General features: G+C 42.0%; 16 protein-coding genes. 15 read left to right on the top strand and 1 reads right to left on the bottom strand.

Translation table 11 applies throughout. The features are described from left to right. The first annotated feature begins 40 nt into the window (after window positions 1–40). The 9 genes from NML69_RS05660 (at window position 41) to NML69_RS05700 (ending at window position 8398) form a co-directional block, all read left to right on the top strand. Window positions 41–445 carry a hypothetical protein gene (locus NML69_RS05660; protein WP_254725588.1) on the top strand — a complete coding sequence of 135 codons (405 nt, stop codon included), beginning with the start codon at window positions 41–43 and terminating at the stop codon, window positions 443–445. A 202-nt stretch (window positions 446–647) separates the two neighbouring features. Continuing rightward, window positions 648–1238 (top strand): class I SAM-dependent methyltransferase, encoded by a 591-nt coding sequence (locus NML69_RS05665; RefSeq protein ID WP_080976180.1) that lies wholly within the window; start codon window positions 648–650, stop codon window positions 1236–1238. Continuing rightward, window positions 1235–2512 (top strand): pyrimidine-nucleoside phosphorylase, encoded by a 1278-nt coding sequence (locus tag NML69_RS05670; RefSeq protein ID WP_254725590.1) that lies wholly within the window; start codon window positions 1235–1237, stop codon window positions 2510–2512. Before NML69_RS05665 ends, NML69_RS05670 begins: the two co-directional genes overlap by 4 nt. Window positions 2513–2531: 19 nt before the next feature. Next, on the top strand, window positions 2532–3194 hold the full coding sequence (deoC, locus tag NML69_RS05675) for a deoxyribose-phosphate aldolase (protein WP_254725592.1): 663 nt from the start codon (window positions 2532–2534) through the stop codon (window positions 3192–3194). Then, window positions 3181–3570: a cytidine deaminase gene (locus NML69_RS05680; protein WP_000246111.1), complete on the top strand. Its 390-nt coding sequence runs from the start codon at window positions 3181–3183 to the stop codon at window positions 3568–3570. The genes deoC and NML69_RS05680 overlap by 14 nt, the downstream gene beginning before the upstream one ends. A gap of 90 nt (window positions 3571–3660) precedes the next feature. Next, window positions 3661–4716 (top strand): BMP family protein, encoded by a 1056-nt coding sequence (locus tag NML69_RS05685; protein ID WP_254725594.1) that lies wholly within the window; start codon window positions 3661–3663, stop codon window positions 4714–4716. A gap of 136 nt (window positions 4717–4852) precedes the next feature. Beyond that, window positions 4853–6388 carry an ABC transporter ATP-binding protein gene (locus NML69_RS05690; protein ID WP_254725596.1) on the top strand — a complete coding sequence of 512 codons (1536 nt, stop codon included), beginning with the start codon at window positions 4853–4855 and terminating at the stop codon, window positions 6386–6388. After that, complete coding sequence (locus tag NML69_RS05695; RefSeq protein ID WP_000038684.1) at window positions 6381–7439, top strand: ABC transporter permease; 1059 nt, start codon at window positions 6381–6383, stop codon at window positions 7437–7439. The genes NML69_RS05690 and NML69_RS05695 overlap by 8 nt, the downstream gene beginning before the upstream one ends. A 2-nt stretch (window positions 7440–7441) precedes the next feature. Beyond that, on the top strand, window positions 7442–8398 hold the full coding sequence (locus NML69_RS05700; RefSeq protein WP_254725598.1) for an ABC transporter permease: 957 nt from the start codon (window positions 7442–7444) through the stop codon (window positions 8396–8398). A 34-nt stretch (window positions 8399–8432) separates the two neighbouring features. On the opposite strand, the gene plsY is transcribed toward NML69_RS05700, so the two are convergent. Beyond that, window positions 8433–9074, bottom strand: a complete 642-nt coding sequence (plsY, locus tag NML69_RS05705; protein ID WP_254725600.1) for a glycerol-3-phosphate 1-O-acyltransferase PlsY — start codon at window positions 9072–9074, stop codon at window positions 8433–8435. A 135-nt stretch (window positions 9075–9209) separates the two neighbouring features. Between plsY and parE the strand changes: the two genes are divergently transcribed. The 6 genes from parE (at window position 9210) to NML69_RS05735 (ending at window position 16809) form a co-directional block, all read left to right on the top strand. Beyond that, on the top strand, window positions 9210–11153 hold the full coding sequence (gene parE / locus NML69_RS05710) for a DNA topoisomerase IV subunit B (protein ID WP_000037295.1): 1944 nt from the start codon (window positions 9210–9212) through the stop codon (window positions 11151–11153). Between the two features lie 12 nt (window positions 11154–11165). After that, window positions 11166–11642, top strand: a complete 477-nt coding sequence (locus NML69_RS05715) for a hypothetical protein (protein WP_254725602.1) — start codon at window positions 11166–11168, stop codon at window positions 11640–11642. 126 nt (window positions 11643–11768) lie between these two features. Beyond that, window positions 11769–12587 carry an aminoglycoside 6-adenylyltransferase gene (locus NML69_RS05720; RefSeq protein WP_198459506.1) on the top strand — a complete coding sequence of 273 codons (819 nt, stop codon included), beginning with the start codon at window positions 11769–11771 and terminating at the stop codon, window positions 12585–12587. Between the two features lie 244 nt (window positions 12588–12831). After that, window positions 12832–15312, top strand: a complete 2481-nt coding sequence (parC, locus tag NML69_RS05725; protein ID WP_254725604.1) for a DNA topoisomerase IV subunit A — start codon at window positions 12832–12834, stop codon at window positions 15310–15312. 115 nt (window positions 15313–15427) lie between these two features. Further along, a complete protein-coding gene (locus NML69_RS05730; protein WP_368406885.1) occupies window positions 15428–16465 on the top strand; it encodes a branched-chain amino acid aminotransferase in 1038 nt (345 codons plus the stop codon). Between the two features lie 113 nt (window positions 16466–16578). Further along, window positions 16579–16809, top strand: coding sequence for a DUF2969 domain-containing protein (locus NML69_RS05735; protein ID WP_000037105.1), 231 nt, complete (start codon window positions 16579–16581; stop codon window positions 16807–16809). The last annotated feature ends 4 nt before the right edge of the window (window positions 16810–16813 follow it).

Raw genomic sequence — 16813 nt, forward strand, 5'->3', positions numbered from 1 at the left:
AAAGTGGGCTTTTTGGTTCACAACTTATTGGAGGTGTGCCATGAAAATCTTAAAACGTTATATATTGGAATTCTGTTTTATTTTAAGTTTTGCCTTACCTTTTATAAGGGGAGCGAATGCGGATAATGGTAGACGCTTTGTGGAAATCTATTACGGTTTTACTTTTTTGATGGAACATGCCATTGTAACAGTTGTCTTTATCTGTTCGCTCTTGATTGCTTGGCTAGTAAAAAAGCAGTGGACGAAATGGCTTGCTGCTGGTAGTTATCTATTTTTGATTTTGTGGATTGCTACAGAAGGATATCTATTCCGTATGTCACTAGAAGATTTGATACGACTTTGGACAAGTTTGGAAATCTTGACACAAACTTATCAGTTGGGTTTTTATCTAAACATCATATTGGGAATCTTGTTGATAATAAAGTATTTTAAGGTTAAGAAATAGTAATAAAAATGCGCCCGATTGCAGACGAACTGTTTTTTCCTAACTATGATAATTTGTAGTTCCCGATAGATTGTAATGTATTTCTAATAATTGAAAGAGATTGAAGAAAAGGTTTTTTGACTTGGTTTCTTCAGTCTTTTTCATTTTGTCATCACTTTGTAAACGATTTACAATTTAAGCCAAATTATGGTAAAATAGTTTTATGAGTAAAATGTATTATGCAGAAAATCCTGATGCTGCACACGACATTCATGAGTTGAGAGTGGAGTTGTTGGGAAAAAACATGACCTTTTTGACGGATGCGGGTGTTTTTAGCAAGAAAATGGTTGACTTTGGGAGTCAGCTCTTGCTCAAGTGTCTAGAGGTAAATGAAGGAGAGACGGTCCTTGATGTAGGTTGTGGTTATGGGCCATTGGGTTTGTCGTTAGCCAAGGCTTATGGAGCTCAGGTAACCATGGTCGATATCAATAATCGTGCCTTGGACCTAGCGCGACAAAATGCTGAACGAAATAAAGTAGAAGTAGCAATTTTCCAATCCAATATCTATGAACAAGTTGAAGGAAAGTTTGACCATGTTATTTCCAATCCGCCGATTCGAGCGGGCAAGCAAGTTGTTCATGAGATTATCGAAAAGAGCAGAGATTTCTTGAAAGACGGAGGAGATTTAACCATTGTCATTCAGAAAAAACAAGGAGCTCCAAGTGCTAAAAGTAAGATGGAAGACGTTTTTGGAAATTGTGAAATCGTAAAGAAAGATAAGGGATACTATATCCTTAGAAGTGTGAAAGAATGAGAGCAGTTGATTTAATCCAAAAGAAACGAGATGGTCAAGAACTGACTACGGCTGAAATAAAATGGTTGGTAGAAGGCTATGTGGCTGGAACTGTTCCAGACTATCAGATGTCTGCTTTTGCTATGGCTGTTTATTTTAAAGGAATGACCACACGTGAGATTTCTGATCTAACGATGAATATGGTCAAGACAGGTCAGGAGTTTGATTTGTCAGCTATTGAGGGGGTTAAAGTTGATAAGCATTCGACTGGTGGTGTAGGTGATAAGGTGACCTTAATCTTGGCTCCCCTTGTTGCGAGTTTCGGTGTACCCGTTGCTAAAATGAGTGGTCGTGGTCTTGGCCATACTGGTGGGACAATTGATAAATTGGAGTCCATTAAGGGCTACCAAGTCGAGCGAAGTCAAGAGGATTTCATTCGTCAGGTACAGGATATTGGTGTATCTGTCATTGGGCAGTCCGATCAGCTGGTTAAAGCAGACAAACTTCTTTATGCCCTCCGAGATGTGACCGCAACTGTCGACACGATTCCTTTGATTGCTAGTTCGGTGATGAGCAAGAAAATTGCTGCAGGAGCGGATGCCATTTTGCTAGACGTAACGGTCGGTGAGGGTGCCTTCATGAAGACAGTTGATGAGGCGCGTGAATTGGCTCAAACAATGGTGGAACTTGGTAAGGCTGTTGGTCGAAAGACAGTAGCAGTCATTACCGATATGAGCCAACCCTTGGGTCGAGCTATTGGCAATCGTCTCGAAATTCTAGAAGCAATCGAAATTCTTCAAGGAAAAGGTCGAGAAGATATCAGTCACTTTATCTGTGAATTAGCTCAGATTATGCTTAGTTTAGCAGATGTTGAGAAGACGGTAGAAGAAGTACGTCAACACCTTGAAAATGGGCAAGCCCTTGCCAAATTTGAAGAAATGGTGGCGGCTCAAGGCGGTGATCTAGAAGATCTCTATCGCCCCGTCAAAGTTGCCCATGTGGTGGAAATCCTTGCTCAAGAAACGGGTGTTATTTCAGCCCTTCCTGCAATGGAATTTGGGCTCTATGCTATGAGACTAGGAGCTGGTCGTGCAATCAAGTCTGATGACTTGGACTATGAAACAGGGATTGTTTTTGAAAAGAAAGTTGGAGACTCCGTTCAAAAGGGTGAAATTGTTGCAAAAGTTTATACAAATGGAAAAATTTCTTCTGAACTAGTTACAGAATTTCAAAAATATGTTAAAATAAATGATGGAGTGCAAAGTTTACGAGAAATTATAGAAATTATCTCATAAAACCAGGGAGAATCCGAATATGAAGTTAAATGAATATATTGATCATACGCTTTTAAAGCAAGATGCAAGCCAAGAACAAATTGATCGTTTGCTATCTGAAGCGCGTGAGTATGACTTTGCCAGCGTTTGTGTCAATCCCACATGGGTTAAACATGCGAAAACAGGGCTTGAAGGCTCAGATGTAAAGGTTTGTACAGTAGTAGGTTTTCCTTTGGGAGCAACAACTTCAGCCGTGAAAGCTTTTGAAACAAAAGAAGCTGTTCAAAACGGTGCGGATGAGATTGATATGGTTATCAATGTTGGTGCCCTCAAATCAGGCAATCTGGATTTGGTTGAATCGGACATCCGTGCTGTCGTAGAAGCAAGTGGTGACAAGTTGGTTAAGGTCATTATTGAAGCTTGCTTGTTGACAGACGATGAAAAGGTTGTGGCCTGCCAATTATCCCAGAAAGCGGGAGCTGACTTTGTCAAAACATCAACTGGATTTTCAACTGGTGGTGCCACTATAGAGGATGTTCAGTTGATGCGTAAAACAGTCGGGCCAGATATGGGAGTTAAGGCAGCTGGTGGAGCTCGTTCATATGCGGATGCTGTCGCTTTTGTGGAAGCAGGCGCTACCCGTATCGGAACATCTGCTGGTGTAGCAATCTTAAAAGGAGAATTGGCAGATGGCGACTACTGAGTTGATTGAACTAGCAATTGAAACCAGCAAACAAGCCTATGTCCCCTATTCTCACTTTCCCATCGGAGCTGTTTTAGTAGCCAAGGATGGTAGTATTTATACGGGTGTAAACATCGAGAATGCTAGCTATCCCTTGACTAATTGTGGAGAACGTACTGCTATTTTTAAAGCAGTTTCGGAGGGGCAACGGGAGTTTTCTGAGTTAATTGTCTACGGACAAACTGAAAAACCCATCTCGCCATGTGGTGCTTGCCGCCAGGTCATGGTTGAATTTTTTGAACAAGATCTAAAAGTGACTTTAGTCGCTAAAGATAAATCGACGGTCGAGATGACGGTCGGGGAGTTACTTCCATACTCATTTACAGACTTAAATTAGTCTGGGCCACTCTTGCAGTGGCTGTGGTCTGTGTGACCAAACAATCCATACTTGCAACATCGTTGCACATCTTATTTAGGAGGTTCAGTAATGAACAAGAAACAATGGCTAGGCCTTGGTCTAGTTGCAGTAGCAGCAGTTGGACTTGCTGCATGTGGTAACCGCTCTTCTCGTAACGCAGCTTCATCTTCATCAGAAATGAAGACCAAAGCAGCGATCGTAACAGATACTGGTGGTGTTGATGATAAATCATTTAACCAATCAGCTTGGGAAGGTTTGCAAGACTGGGGTAAAGAACACAATCTTTCTAAAGATAAAGGTTACACTTACTTCCAATCAACAAGTGAAGCAGACTATGCTAACAACTTGCAACAAGCGGCTGGAAGTTACAACCTGATCTTTGGTGTTGGTTTTGCCCTTCACAATGCAGTTGAGGAAGCAGCAAAAGACCACTCTGACCTGAACTATGTCTTGATTGATGATGTGATTGAAGGTCAAAATAATGTTGCGAGCGTAAGATTTGCGGATAACGAAGCAGCTTACCTTGCTGGTGTTGCAGCAGCGAAAACTACGAAAACAAAACAAGTTGGTTTTGTAGGTGGTATCGAATCTGAAGTTATTTCACGTTTTGCAGCTGGATTCAAAGCTGGTGTTGAATCAGTAGACCCATCTATCAAAGTCCAAGTTGACTACGCTGGTTCATTTGGTGATGCTGCCAAAGGTAAAACAATTGCAGCAGCTCAATATGCTGCCGGTGCAGACGTTGTCTACCAAGCGGCTGGTGGTACAGGTGCTGGTGTCTTTGCTGAAGCAAAATCATTGAACGAAAACAAAAATGAAGACGAAAAAGTTTGGGTTATCGGTGTAGACCGTGACCAAGCAGCAGAAGGTAAATACACTTCTAAAGATGGTAAAGAATCTAACTTCGTTCTTGTATCTACATTGAAACAAGTTGGTACAACTGTAAAAGATATTGCCAACAAAACAGAAAAAGGTGAATTCCCTGGTGGACAAGTAATCGTCTACTCATTGAAAGATAAAGGGGTTGACCTAGCAGTAACAAACCTTTCAGAAGAAGGTAAAAAAGCTGTTGAAGATGCAAAAGCTAAGATCCTTGACGGAAGCGTAAAAGTTCCTGAAAAATAATGGATAAAAGTCATTTCTTAGGAAGCGGCCATCGGTCGCTTCTTTAAGAATTGAGGCAATTTTTGTCTCAATAGAGCTTGTTAATGTGATTAGCAGGTTTTATTGAAATAAAATAAACCTCTGAAAGGAAGAGCATATGGCACACGAAAATGTCATTGAGATGCGGGATATTACCAAGGTGTTTGGTGAATTTGTAGCAAACGACAAGATCAACTTGCAACTGCGAAAAGGTGAAATCCATGCACTTTTAGGAGAAAATGGAGCGGGTAAATCCACTCTGATGAATATGCTGGCAGGACTTCTCGAGCCAACTAGTGGTGAGATTGCGGTGAATGGTCAAGTTGTCAAACTAGATTCACCATCTAAAGCCGCTGGTCTAGGAATTGGGATGGTTCACCAACATTTTATGTTGGTTGAGGCTTTTACAGTAGCTGAGAATATCATTTTGGGGAGTGAAATCACTAAAAATGGTGTTCTAGATATAGCTGAAGCTACTAAAGAAATCAAGGCTCTTTCTGAACGTTATGGTTTGGCAGTGAATCCTGCTGCCAAGGTGGCAGATATTTCCGTTGGTGCCCAACAACGTGTAGAAATCTTGAAAACACTCTATCGTGGTGCTGATATCCTCATCTTTGACGAACCAACAGCCGTATTGACTCCTTCAGAGATTGATGAGTTGATGGCTATCATGAAAAACCTTGTCAAAGAAGGAAAATCCATTATTTTGATTACCCATAAACTGGATGAAATTCGTGCGGTATCCAATCGAGTGACGGTTATCCGTCGTGGAAAATCAATCCAGACGGTTGAGATTGCAGGAGCAACCAATGCAGACTTGGCAGAGATGATGGTAGGACGTTCTGTCTCCTTCAAAACGGAGAAACAGGCACCACAACCAAAAGAAGTGGTATTGTCTATCAAAGACTTGGTTGTCAATGAAAACCGCGGTGTACCAGCTGTGAAGAATCTTTCTTTGGATGTTCGTGCTGGTGAAATTGTCGGTATTGCAGGTATTGATGGCAATGGCCAATCTGAACTCATTCAAGCCATTACAGGCCTTCGTAAGGTTGAGTCAGGTAGCGTTGAATTAAAAGGCAAATCAATTGTGGGGATGCATCCTCGACAAATTACAGAACGAAGCGTGGGGCACGTTCCTGAGGACCGTCACCGTGATGGTTTGATTTTGGAGATGATGATTTCAGAAAATATCGCTCTTCAAACCTACTACAAAGAACCACTCAGCAAGAATGGTATCTTGAACTATGCCAATATTACTTCACATGCTAAGAAATTGATGGAAGAATTTGACGTCCGTGCGGCAAGCGAATTTGTTCCGGCAGCAGCTCTTTCAGGAGGGAATCAACAAAAAGCGATTATCGCTCGTGAGATTGATCGTGATCCTGATCTCCTTATCGTCAGCCAGCCAACTCGTGGTTTGGATGTCGGTGCCATTGAATATATCCACAAACGTTTGATTGAAGAGCGTGATAACGGTAAGGCTGTCCTTGTTGTCAGCTTTGAATTAGATGAGATTTTAAATGTCTCAGACCGAATTGCTGTTATTCACGATGGTAAGATTCAAGGTATTGTATCGCCAGAAACAACTAACAAACAAGAACTTGGTGTCTTGATGGCAGGTGGAAACTTGGGAAAGGAGAAGAGTGATGTCTAAAAAATTACAACAAATTTCGGTTCCCTTGATTTCCGTATTCTTAGGAATCTTGCTCGGAGCCATTGTCATGTGGATCTTCGGATATGATGCTATCTGGGGCTATGAGGAGTTGTTCTATACAGCTTTTGGTAGCCTCCGTGGAATTGGAGAAATTTTCCGTGCCATGGGTCCTCTTGTCTTGATAGGTCTTGGTTTCGCAGTTGCCAGTCGAGCAGGCTTCTTTAACGTCGGACTTCCTGGTCAAGCACTTGCAGGCTGGATTCTCAGTGGTTGGTTTGCCTTATCAAATCCAGATATGCCTCGTCTCGTTTTGATTCCATTGACAGTGATTATTGCTTTGATCGCAGGTGGAATTGTTGGTGCGATTCCAGGTATCCTAAGAGCCTATCTCGGTACGTCAGAGGTTATCGTGACCATCATGATGAACTACATTGTATTGTATGTGGGAAATGCCTTTATTCATGCCTTTCCTAAAGATATTATGCAAAGTACAGATTCAACGATTCGTGTTAGTGCCAATGCTACATACCAGACACCATGGTTATCAGAGTTGACTGGAAATTCCCGTATGAATATCGGAATCTTCTTTGCAATCATTGCTGTTGGCGTAATTTGGTTCTTGCTCAAGAAAACGACTCTCGGTTTTGAAATTCGTGCAGTTGGTCTTAATCCCCATGCTTCAGAGTACGCTGGTATTTCAGCAAAACGTACAATCATTCTATCAATGATTATCTCTGGTGCTTTGGCTGGTCTTGGTGGAGCGGTCGAAGGTCTTGGAACTTTCCAAAACGTTTACGTTCAGGGATCATCATTGGCTATCGGATTTAACGGGATGGCAGTTAGTTTGCTTGCTGGAAATTCACCAATTGGAATTCTCTTTGCAGCCTTCTTATTTGGAGTTTTGCAAGTAGGAGCACCGGGTATGAATGCAGCACAAGTTCCGTCTGAGCTTGTCAGCATTGTAACAGCGTCTATTATCTTCTTTGTCAGCGTTCACTACATTATCGAACGCTTTGTCAAACCAAAAAAACAAGTTAAAGGAGGTAAGTAAGGATGTCTATTACAACATTGCTCACCCTCTTAGTCTCTTCGATGCTGATTTACTCAGCACCACTTATTTTTACGAGTATCGGGGGAGTTTTCTCTGAACGTGGTGGTGTCGTTAACGTCGGTCTTGAAGGAATTATGGTTATGGGAGCCTTTTCTGGGGTTGTCTTTAACCTTGAATTTGCAGAACAACTTGGAGCAGCGACTCCTTGGATTTCCTTGTTAGTTGCTGGTATCGTGGGAGCTATTTTCTCCCTCATCCATGCAGTCGCTACAGTTCATTTCCGTGCGGACCATGTTGTCAGTGGTACAGTATTGAACTTGATGGCTCCTGCCCTAGCGGTTTTCTTGGTTAAAGTTCTTTATAACAAAGGACAAACGGATAACTTAAGCCAGACTTTTGGACGTTTTGACTTCCCAGTTTTGGCAAATATCCCAGTGATTGGTGATATCTTCTTCAAATCAACAAGTTTGCTAGGTTATATCGCGATTGCCTTCTCTTTCCTTGCTTGGTTTATCCTCTTTAAGACACGTTTTGGTCTTCGCCTTCGCTCTGTTGGTGAACACCCTCAGGCAGCGGATACCTTGGGGATCAATGTCTACAAGATGAAATATTTAGGGGTTGTTATTTCAGGTTTCCTTGGTGGAATTGGGGGAGCGATTTATGCTCAATCCATTTCAGTTAACTTCTCAGTGACAACTATTGTCGGTCCTGGATTTATCGCTCTTGCTGCAATGATCTTTGGTAAATGGAACCCAATCGGTGCTATGCTTTCTAGTCTTTTCTTTGGACTTTCACAAAGTTTGGCAGTTATCGGTTCTCAATTACCTTTCCTACAAGGAGTGCCTGCGGTTTACCTTCAAATCGCGCCTTATGTCTTGACCATTCTTGTCTTAGCAGCCTTCTTTGGAAAAGCAGTTGCACCTAAGGCAGACGGTATCAACTACATCAAATCAAAATAAGCATACAAAAAAACGTCAGTTTCAAACTGGCGTTTTATTTTTTTGGATTTTGATGGGTTAGGTTCAATCCCCAAGGGACGAGATTTTCAGTTTTATTTTTGATACGTGTGATATTATCCTTGTGACGAATGATAATCAAGCTAGCAAGTGCTAGGATAATCACAATGAAGAGAGGGTCATAGCTGCTCAGGATAAATCCAAATAGTGGAAATAGGAGAACTCCGATAACGGCTGCGATAGAAGCAGTAACGCTTGATAGTGAAATCATACTACCTAGATAGAGGCTTCCAAAGAATACAATTGCTAGATAGAGACAAAAAACAGGCGCAAATCCGAAAACAACTCCAGCGCTTGTTGCGACAGCCTTGCCTCCTTTAAACCCTGCAAAGATAGGAAAGGTATGTCCTATTACGGCCAAAAGTCCAAAGACAAGAGGTGATACACCTTGTTGGTGGAAAAGAATAGGAAGTAGAGTGGCCAAGGTCCCTTTAAAGAAGTCAATCACAAAGGTTGCCATACCTGCCTTCTTACCTAAAATACGGAAAGTATTGGTCGTTCCGGTGTTTCCAGAACCGTGTTCACGCAGATTTGTTTGAAAGAAAACTTGTCCAATCCAGAGACCAGACGGAATCGAACCTAGCAAATAAGCTAGAATTAATAATACAAATGTCATCATAGACCTATTATACCATGAAATGCTGTGGAAAGTCAGAGAATATCCTGTGAAATTGTGACAGCTGAATGGGAAAAGTTTTGCAAAATCCCTAGAAAACCTGTAAAATAGTAAAGATAAACAAATAGGAGGTTCCTTGTGTCAAAAAAGGAAATCAATATTAATAACTACAATGATGACGCCATTCAGGTGCTAGAAGGGTTGGATGCGGTCCGTAAACGTCCAGGGATGTATATCGGATCGACCGACGGTGCTGGTCTCCATCACCTAGTCTGGGAAATTGTGGACAATGCTGTCGATGAAGCCTTGTCTGGATTTGGTGACCGCATTGATGTGACCATCAATAAAGACGGCAGTCTAACGGTTCAAGACCATGGTCGAGGGATGCCGACCGGGATGCACGCCATGGGAATTCCAACCGTTGAGGTTATCTTTACCATTCTCCATGCCGGAGGGAAATTCGGTCAAGGTGGCTATAAGACATCTGGAGGTCTCCACGGGGTGGGTTCTTCGGTCGTTAATGCACTCTCAAGTTGGTTGGAAGTTGAAATTACTCGTGACGGTACAGTCTACAAGCAACGTTTTGAAAATGGCGGGAAACCCGTCACAACCTTGAAGAAAATTGGTACAGCACCCAAGTCTAAGACAGGTACTAAAGTCACTTTCATGCCTGACGCGACGATTTTCTCTACGACTGACTTCAAATACAATACCATTTCAGAACGACTCAATGAGTCAGCCTTTCTCTTAAAAAATGTGACCTTGTCTCTGACAGACAAACGAACAGATGAAGCAATCGAATTTCATTATGAGAACGGGGTACAAGACTTTGTTTCTTACCTCAATGAAGACAAGGAAACCTTGACGCCAGTCCTATACTTTGAAGGCGAAGACAATGGTTTCCAAGTGGAAGTTGCCCTCCAGTACAATGATGGATTTTCAGATAATATTCTATCCTTTGTCAATAACGTTCGTACGAAAGATGGTGGAACGCATGAGACAGGACTCAAGTCAGCCATTACTAAGGTTATGAATGACTACGCACGTAAGACGGGACTCCTCAAGGAAAAAGATAAAAATCTAGAAGGGTCAGATTACCGTGAAGGACTAGCAGCTGTTCTTTCTATCCTAGTTCCGGAAGAACACCTCCAGTTTGAGGGTCAGACCAAGGACAAACTTGGAAGCCCTCTGGCTCGTCCGGTTGTGGATGGAATTGTGGCTGATAAGTTGACCTTCTTCCTAATGGAAAATGGTGAACTGGCTTCCAATCTCATTCGCAAGGCTATCAAGGCGCGTGATGCTCGTGAAGCAGCACGAAAGGCGCGTGACGAGAGCCGAAATGGTAAGAAAAATAAGAAAGATAAGGGCTTGTTGTCGGGTAAATTAACGCCAGCTCAGTCTAAAAACCCTGCAAAGAATGAACTCTACCTGGTCGAGGGGGATTCTGCCGGCGGTTCTGCCAAGCAAGGTCGTGACCGTAAGTTCCAGGCTATCTTGCCCCTTCGTGGTAAGGTGATTAATACAGCCAAGGCTAAGATGGCGGATATTCTCAAAAATGAGGAAATCAACACCATGATTTATACCATCGGTGCGGGTGTCGGAGCAGACTTCTCTATTGAAGATGCTAACTATGATAAGATTATTATCATGACCGATGCGGATACCGATGGAGCCCATATCCAGACTCTTCTCTTGACATTTTTCTATCGTTACATGCGTCCGCTAGTTGAGGCAGGCCATGTCTATATCGCCCTTCCGCCTCTTTACAAGATGTCCAAAGGCAAAGGCAAGAAAGAAGAAGTGGCCTACGCTTGGACGGACGGAGAGCTAGAAGAACTCCGCAAGCAGTTCGGCAAAGGCGCAACACTCCAACGATATAAAGGTCTTGGTGAGATGAATGCGGACCAGCTCTGGGAAACAACCATGAATCCAGAAACCCGCACTCTTATCCGTGTCACAATCGAAGACCTAGCCCGCGCTGAACGCCGTGTCAATGTCCTCATGGGAGACAAGGTTGAACCACGCCGCAAGTGGATTGAAGACAATGTCAAGTTTACGCTGGAAGAAGCGACAGTGTTTTAAGGAGTATGATTAATGGATAGTTCAGGACATTCGATTTTTGGAAGTTATTTGGGTTTGATTTTCTTAGTTTCTTTACCCTCGGCTATTCTTGCATTCTACATTAACAGTCGAAAAAAAAGTTTCCAAGGTTTATATGCACCGATTGTATTTACCTTGTTTATGATCTTGATGCTTTTATTCAATATGGATTCGTCAGAATCCGGTTCTTTAGTGGCATCCTTTGTCATGATTTTATTTGGTTTTCCTTTGATAGCAGGAGCCTTAATCTACACACTTATTCGATTGTGTTATGTCTATCCGGAGAAACGGTGGAAGGCTTTTTTGATTTTCCTATGCTATATTTTAGGTCCCCTATCTGTAGGTGTTCTGGGATCGTATGTGGTAAATTTAGTTCAGATACATCTGTTGACATTCTTGGTAATGATTTTGATGATTCTGGTTTCTTATCTTCCTCCTTTCTATCTCCATTACACCAAACGAAATCAGTAAAACACAGAATAGTTTTTGGTAGGGGATAGAGATTAATTGCTTAGCTAATGTCAGAGATGACCGATTGTTTACAATTTATAATAAAAAAACAATTTCAAATAGCTCTAAGTGATGAAGGAGTGAAAGATGAGAACTGACCAGGAAATATTTGAACTAATTTCACAGACTGCTAAATCTTTACAAGTTGAGGCTGTGGCTCTATCTGGTTCGAGAACGGATACAAAAGCACCAAAAGATGAGTTTCAGGACTACGATGTTGTTTATGTCGTGGACGATTTAGATAATCTGACGAGGAATTTTTCTTGGTTGGACCAGTTTGGCAAACGTATTATCGAGCAGCATGTCTTTCTTGGTCACCGTCGCCTCTATCTCATGCTCTTTGAAGATGGCAATCGAATTGATTTGACCCTCTGCCCCAAAGACTATATCCAAGAATGGGTGGATAGTGAGGCTGGGTTCACAGTTTTAGAGGATGAGAAGGGATTATTTGAACCCTACTTTCCAAGTCCCCAACGTTTTTGGACAAGCCCAGCTAGTGCGATTGATTTTGAAAAAGCTTGTAATGAATTTTGGTGGGTGTCAGCTTACGTGATCAAGGGAATCTGTCGCAAGAAAGTCATTTATGTGACTGACCATCTCTACGGGATTTGTCAACAAGAACTCTTAAAAGTTATGGCCTGGCAGGTAGCAAGTGATAGGGGAAGAGTTGATATTGGAAAGAACTACAAGTATCTCTTTAACTATTTATCTGCTGAGAAAGAGAAGGAATTCTCAAATCTACTTGATTTCACAAGTTTAGATAAAATCACCCAGTCTTTATTTGCTACCATGGAACTTTTCCACCAAGAGGCTCAATTCCTTGCTCACAAGATGGGATTTGACTATGATATGAGAGTAGCTGAGAAGATGATTCAGTATGCTAAGGAGAGACTTCTTAATCGCTAACTACATAAATACCTTAATTTTAAAAGATTAAACTACAGAAAGGATTGTTTGGTTACTTACGGTAACTGAACATGGGACTAATTCCCGTAAAATATCTTTTACTGCATAAAAACTACTCTACATTCTTTGAAAGGAGTTGAACACGCCCTAAATGTTGTGTGAAAAAGATAAATTCTCTTTTTAGCATCGCTCACTGCAATAATTTACTATTTTCACTTTGCATTTTACGGGCTTTGTATCCTATATGAGTAATATCCAAAACATGTCCCTAGAGGACATCATGGGAGAGCGCTTTGGTCGCTACTCCAAGTATATCATTCAAGACCGGGCTTTGCCAGATATTCGTGATGGATTGAAGCCGGTTCAGCGTCGTATTCTTTATTCTATGAATAAGGATGGCAATACCTTTGACAAGAGCTACCGCAAGTCGGCCAAGTCAGTCGGGAATATCATGGGGAATTTCCACCCACACGGTGATTCTTCTATCTATGATGCCATGGTTCGTATGTCACAGGACTGGAAAAACCGTGAGATTCTGGTTGAAATGCACGGTAATAACGGTTCTATGGACGGAGATCCGCCTGCGGCTATGCGTTATACCGAGGCTCGTTTGTCTGAGATTGCTGGTTATCTTCTTCAAGATATCGAAAAGAAGACAGTTCCCTTTGCTTGGAACTTTGACGATACCGAGAAAGAACCGACGGTTTTGCCAGCAGCATTTCCAAACCTCTTGGTCAATGGTTCGACTGGGATTTCGGCTGGTTATGCTACAGACATTCCACCGCATAATTTGGCTGAAGTCATTGATGCGACGGTTTACATGATTGACCACCCAACAGCCAAGGTGGACAAACTCATGGAATTCTTGCCTGGACCTGACTTCCCTACAGGGGCTATCATCCAGGGTCGTGATGAAATCAAGAAAGCCTATGAAACTGGGAAAGGGCGCGTCGTTGTTCGTTCTAAGACGGAGGTTGAAAAGCTAAAAGGCGGTAAGGAACAAATCGTTATCACTGAGATTCCTTATGAAATCAATAAAGCCAATCTGGTCAAGAAAATTGATGATGTTCGCGTCAATAACAAGGTGGCAGGTATTGCTGAGGTTCGTGATGAGTCTGACCGTGACGGTCTTCGTATTGCTATTGAGCTTAAGAAAGATGCTAATACCGAGCTTGTACTCAACTATCTCTTCAAATACACCGACTTGCAAATCAACTACAACTTTAACATGGTGGCGATTGACAATTTCACACCTCGTCAGGTTGGGATTGTCCCAATCCTGTCTAGCTATATCGCCCACCGTCGTGAAGTGATTTTGGCTCGTTCACGCTTTGACAAGGAAAAGGCTGAGAAACGTCTTCATATCGTTGAAGGTTTGATTCGCGTGATTTCGATTTTGGACGAAGTTATTGCTCTTATCCGTGCCTCTGAGAATAAGGCTGACGCCAAGGAAAACCTCAAGGTCAGCTATGAGTTTACAGAAGAGCAGGCTGAGGCCATCGTTACCTTGCAACTTTACCGTTTGACCAATACAGACGTGGTTATCTTGCAGGAAGAAGAAGCAGAATTGCGTGAAAAGATTGCCATGCTTGCGGCTATCATCGGTGATGAACGGACTATGTACAATCTCATGAAGAAAGAACTTCGTGAGGTTAAAAAGAAATTTGCGACACCACGTTTGAGTACTTTGGAAGATACTGCGAAAGCAATCGAGATTGATACAGCTAGTTTGATTGCCGAGGAAGATACTTATGTCAGCGTAACCAAGGCAGGCTATATCAAGCGTACTAGCCCACGTTCCTTTGCAGCTTCTACGCTGGAAGAAATTGGTAAACGTGATGATGATCGTTTGATCTTTGTTCAAGCTACTAAGACAACCCAGCACCTCTTGATGTTCACGACTCTTGGGAATGTCATCTATCGACCAATCCACGAATTGGCAGATATTCGTTGGAAGGATATCGGAGAGCACCTAAGCCAAACTGTCACAAACTTCGAAACTAATGAAGAAATCCTTTATGTTGAAGTGGTAGATCAGTTTGATGATGCGACAACCTACTTTGCTGCAACTCGTCTTGGTCAAATTAAACGTGTAGAACGCAAAGAATTCACTCCATGGCGGACATACAAGTCTAAGTCTGTCAAGTATGCCAAACTCAAAGACGAGACAGACCAGATAGTAGCAGTAGCTCCAATCAAACTAGATGATGTACTCTTGATTAGCCAAAACGGTTATGCCCTTCGTTTCAATATTGAAGAGGTTCCGGTTGTTGGTGCCAAGGCGGCAGGTGTCAAGGCTATGAACCTGAAAGCAGATGATACGCTTCAGGCTGCCTTTATCTGTAACACCTCATCTTTCTACCTCTTGACCCAACGTGGAAGCTTGAAACGTGTCTCTATTGAGGAAATTCCAGCGACCAGCCGTGCCAAACGAGGCCTACAAGTCTTGCGTGAGTTGAAAAACAAACCGCACCGAGTCTTCTTGGCTGGAGCAGTTGCAGAGCAAGGTTTCGTTGGTGATCTCTTTAGTACAGAAGTTGAAGAAAACGACCAAACGCTGCTTGTCCAATCGAACAAGGGAACAATCTATGAGAGTCGATTGCAAGACCTCAACTTGTCAGAACGTAGTAGCAATGGAAGCTTTATCTCAGATACCATTTCAGATGAAGAAGTTTTCGATGCTTACCTCAAAGAAGTCTTTAAAGAGGATAAATCCAATCCTTAAAAAGAATCAGCCAAGAGGGCTGATTTCTTTGTGTTGAAAAAATTTTCAGAAAATTACAAATAATACTTGAAATTTTACTAGAAAAGTGTAGAATAGAACACATAGTTTGAATAGTATAAAGGAGAACCACATGACAGTTGCAATTGATTGGGAAAACCTTGGATTTTCTTATATGAAATTACCTTATCGTTACATCGCTCATTATAAAAATGGTCAATGGGATCAAGGAGAGCTTACAGAGGATGCAACCTTGCATATTTCAGAGTCTTCTCCAAGTCTTCACTATGGACAGCAAGCATTTGAGGGATTGAAAGCCTATCGTACCAAGGACGGCAGTGTTCAATTGTTCCGTCCTGACGAAAATGCCAAGCGTTTGCAACGTACTTGTGATCGTCTCTTGATGCCACAAGTTCCGACAGAAATGTTTGTAGAAGCTTGTAAAGCAGTTGTGCGTGCAAATGAAGAATACGTCCCACCATATGGAACAGGTGGAACCCTTTATCTTCGTCCACTGTTGATTGGTGTTGGAGATATTATCGGGGTAAAACCTGCAGAAGAGTATATTTTCACCATCTTTGCTATGCCGGTTGGTAACTATTTTAAAGGTGGTTTAGTTCCAACCAACTTCTTGATTCAGGATGAATACGACCGTGCAGCTCCGAATGGTACAGGTGCGGCCAAGGTAGGTGGAAACTATGCTGCTAGTCTCCTCCCAGGTAAAATGGCCAAGTCACGCCATTTCTCAGATGTTATCTACCTAGACCCATCTACACATACAAAGATTGAAGAAGTCGGATCAGCCAACTTTTTTGGAATCACGGCAGACAATGAATTTGTTACGCCACTGAGTCCATCCATCTTGCCATCTATTACCAAGTATTCTTTGCTTTACTTGGCAGAACACCGCTTGGGCTTGACTCCGATCGAAGGCGATGTCCCAATCGATAATTTGGATCGTTTTGTAGAGGCAGGAGCTTGTGGTACAGCAGCGGTTATTTCGCCAATTGGAGGCATCCAACATGGCGATGATTTCCATGTTTTCTATAGCGAAACAGAAGTAGGTCCTGTTACACGTAAACTTTATGATGAATTGACCGGTATCCAATTTGGTGACGTAGAAGCACCAGAAGGATGGATTGTCAAAGTGGACTAAAAGACATGAAATAAAGAAGAGCTCCATAGCAGTTGTAATAGCTGAAATGGAGTTTTTTTCTTGCTAGTTTGAGCATTTTCTTGTACAATAGAAAAAGTGAAAAGAGGTAAAGTATGAGTAAAAAAGATAAGAAAATTGAAATCCAATTAACAGATGCAAAAGTGACTGTTGGAAAAGACAGCTATGAAGGATACGTTTTGACGATCGGAAAAAAGGTCATTGGAGAAATTGCCGAATTAGATAACCAATTTGCCATCATAAAGAATGGAAATGTCGATAGTTTTTATAAAAAACTTGAAAAAGCTGTGGAAATTTTGATTGAAAACTATAATTTGACAAAATAATACT

Source organism: Streptococcus sp. CF8-6, assembly GCF_024295845.1.
Classification (GTDB): domain Bacteria; phylum Bacillota; class Bacilli; order Lactobacillales; family Streptococcaceae; genus Streptococcus; species Streptococcus oralis_BO.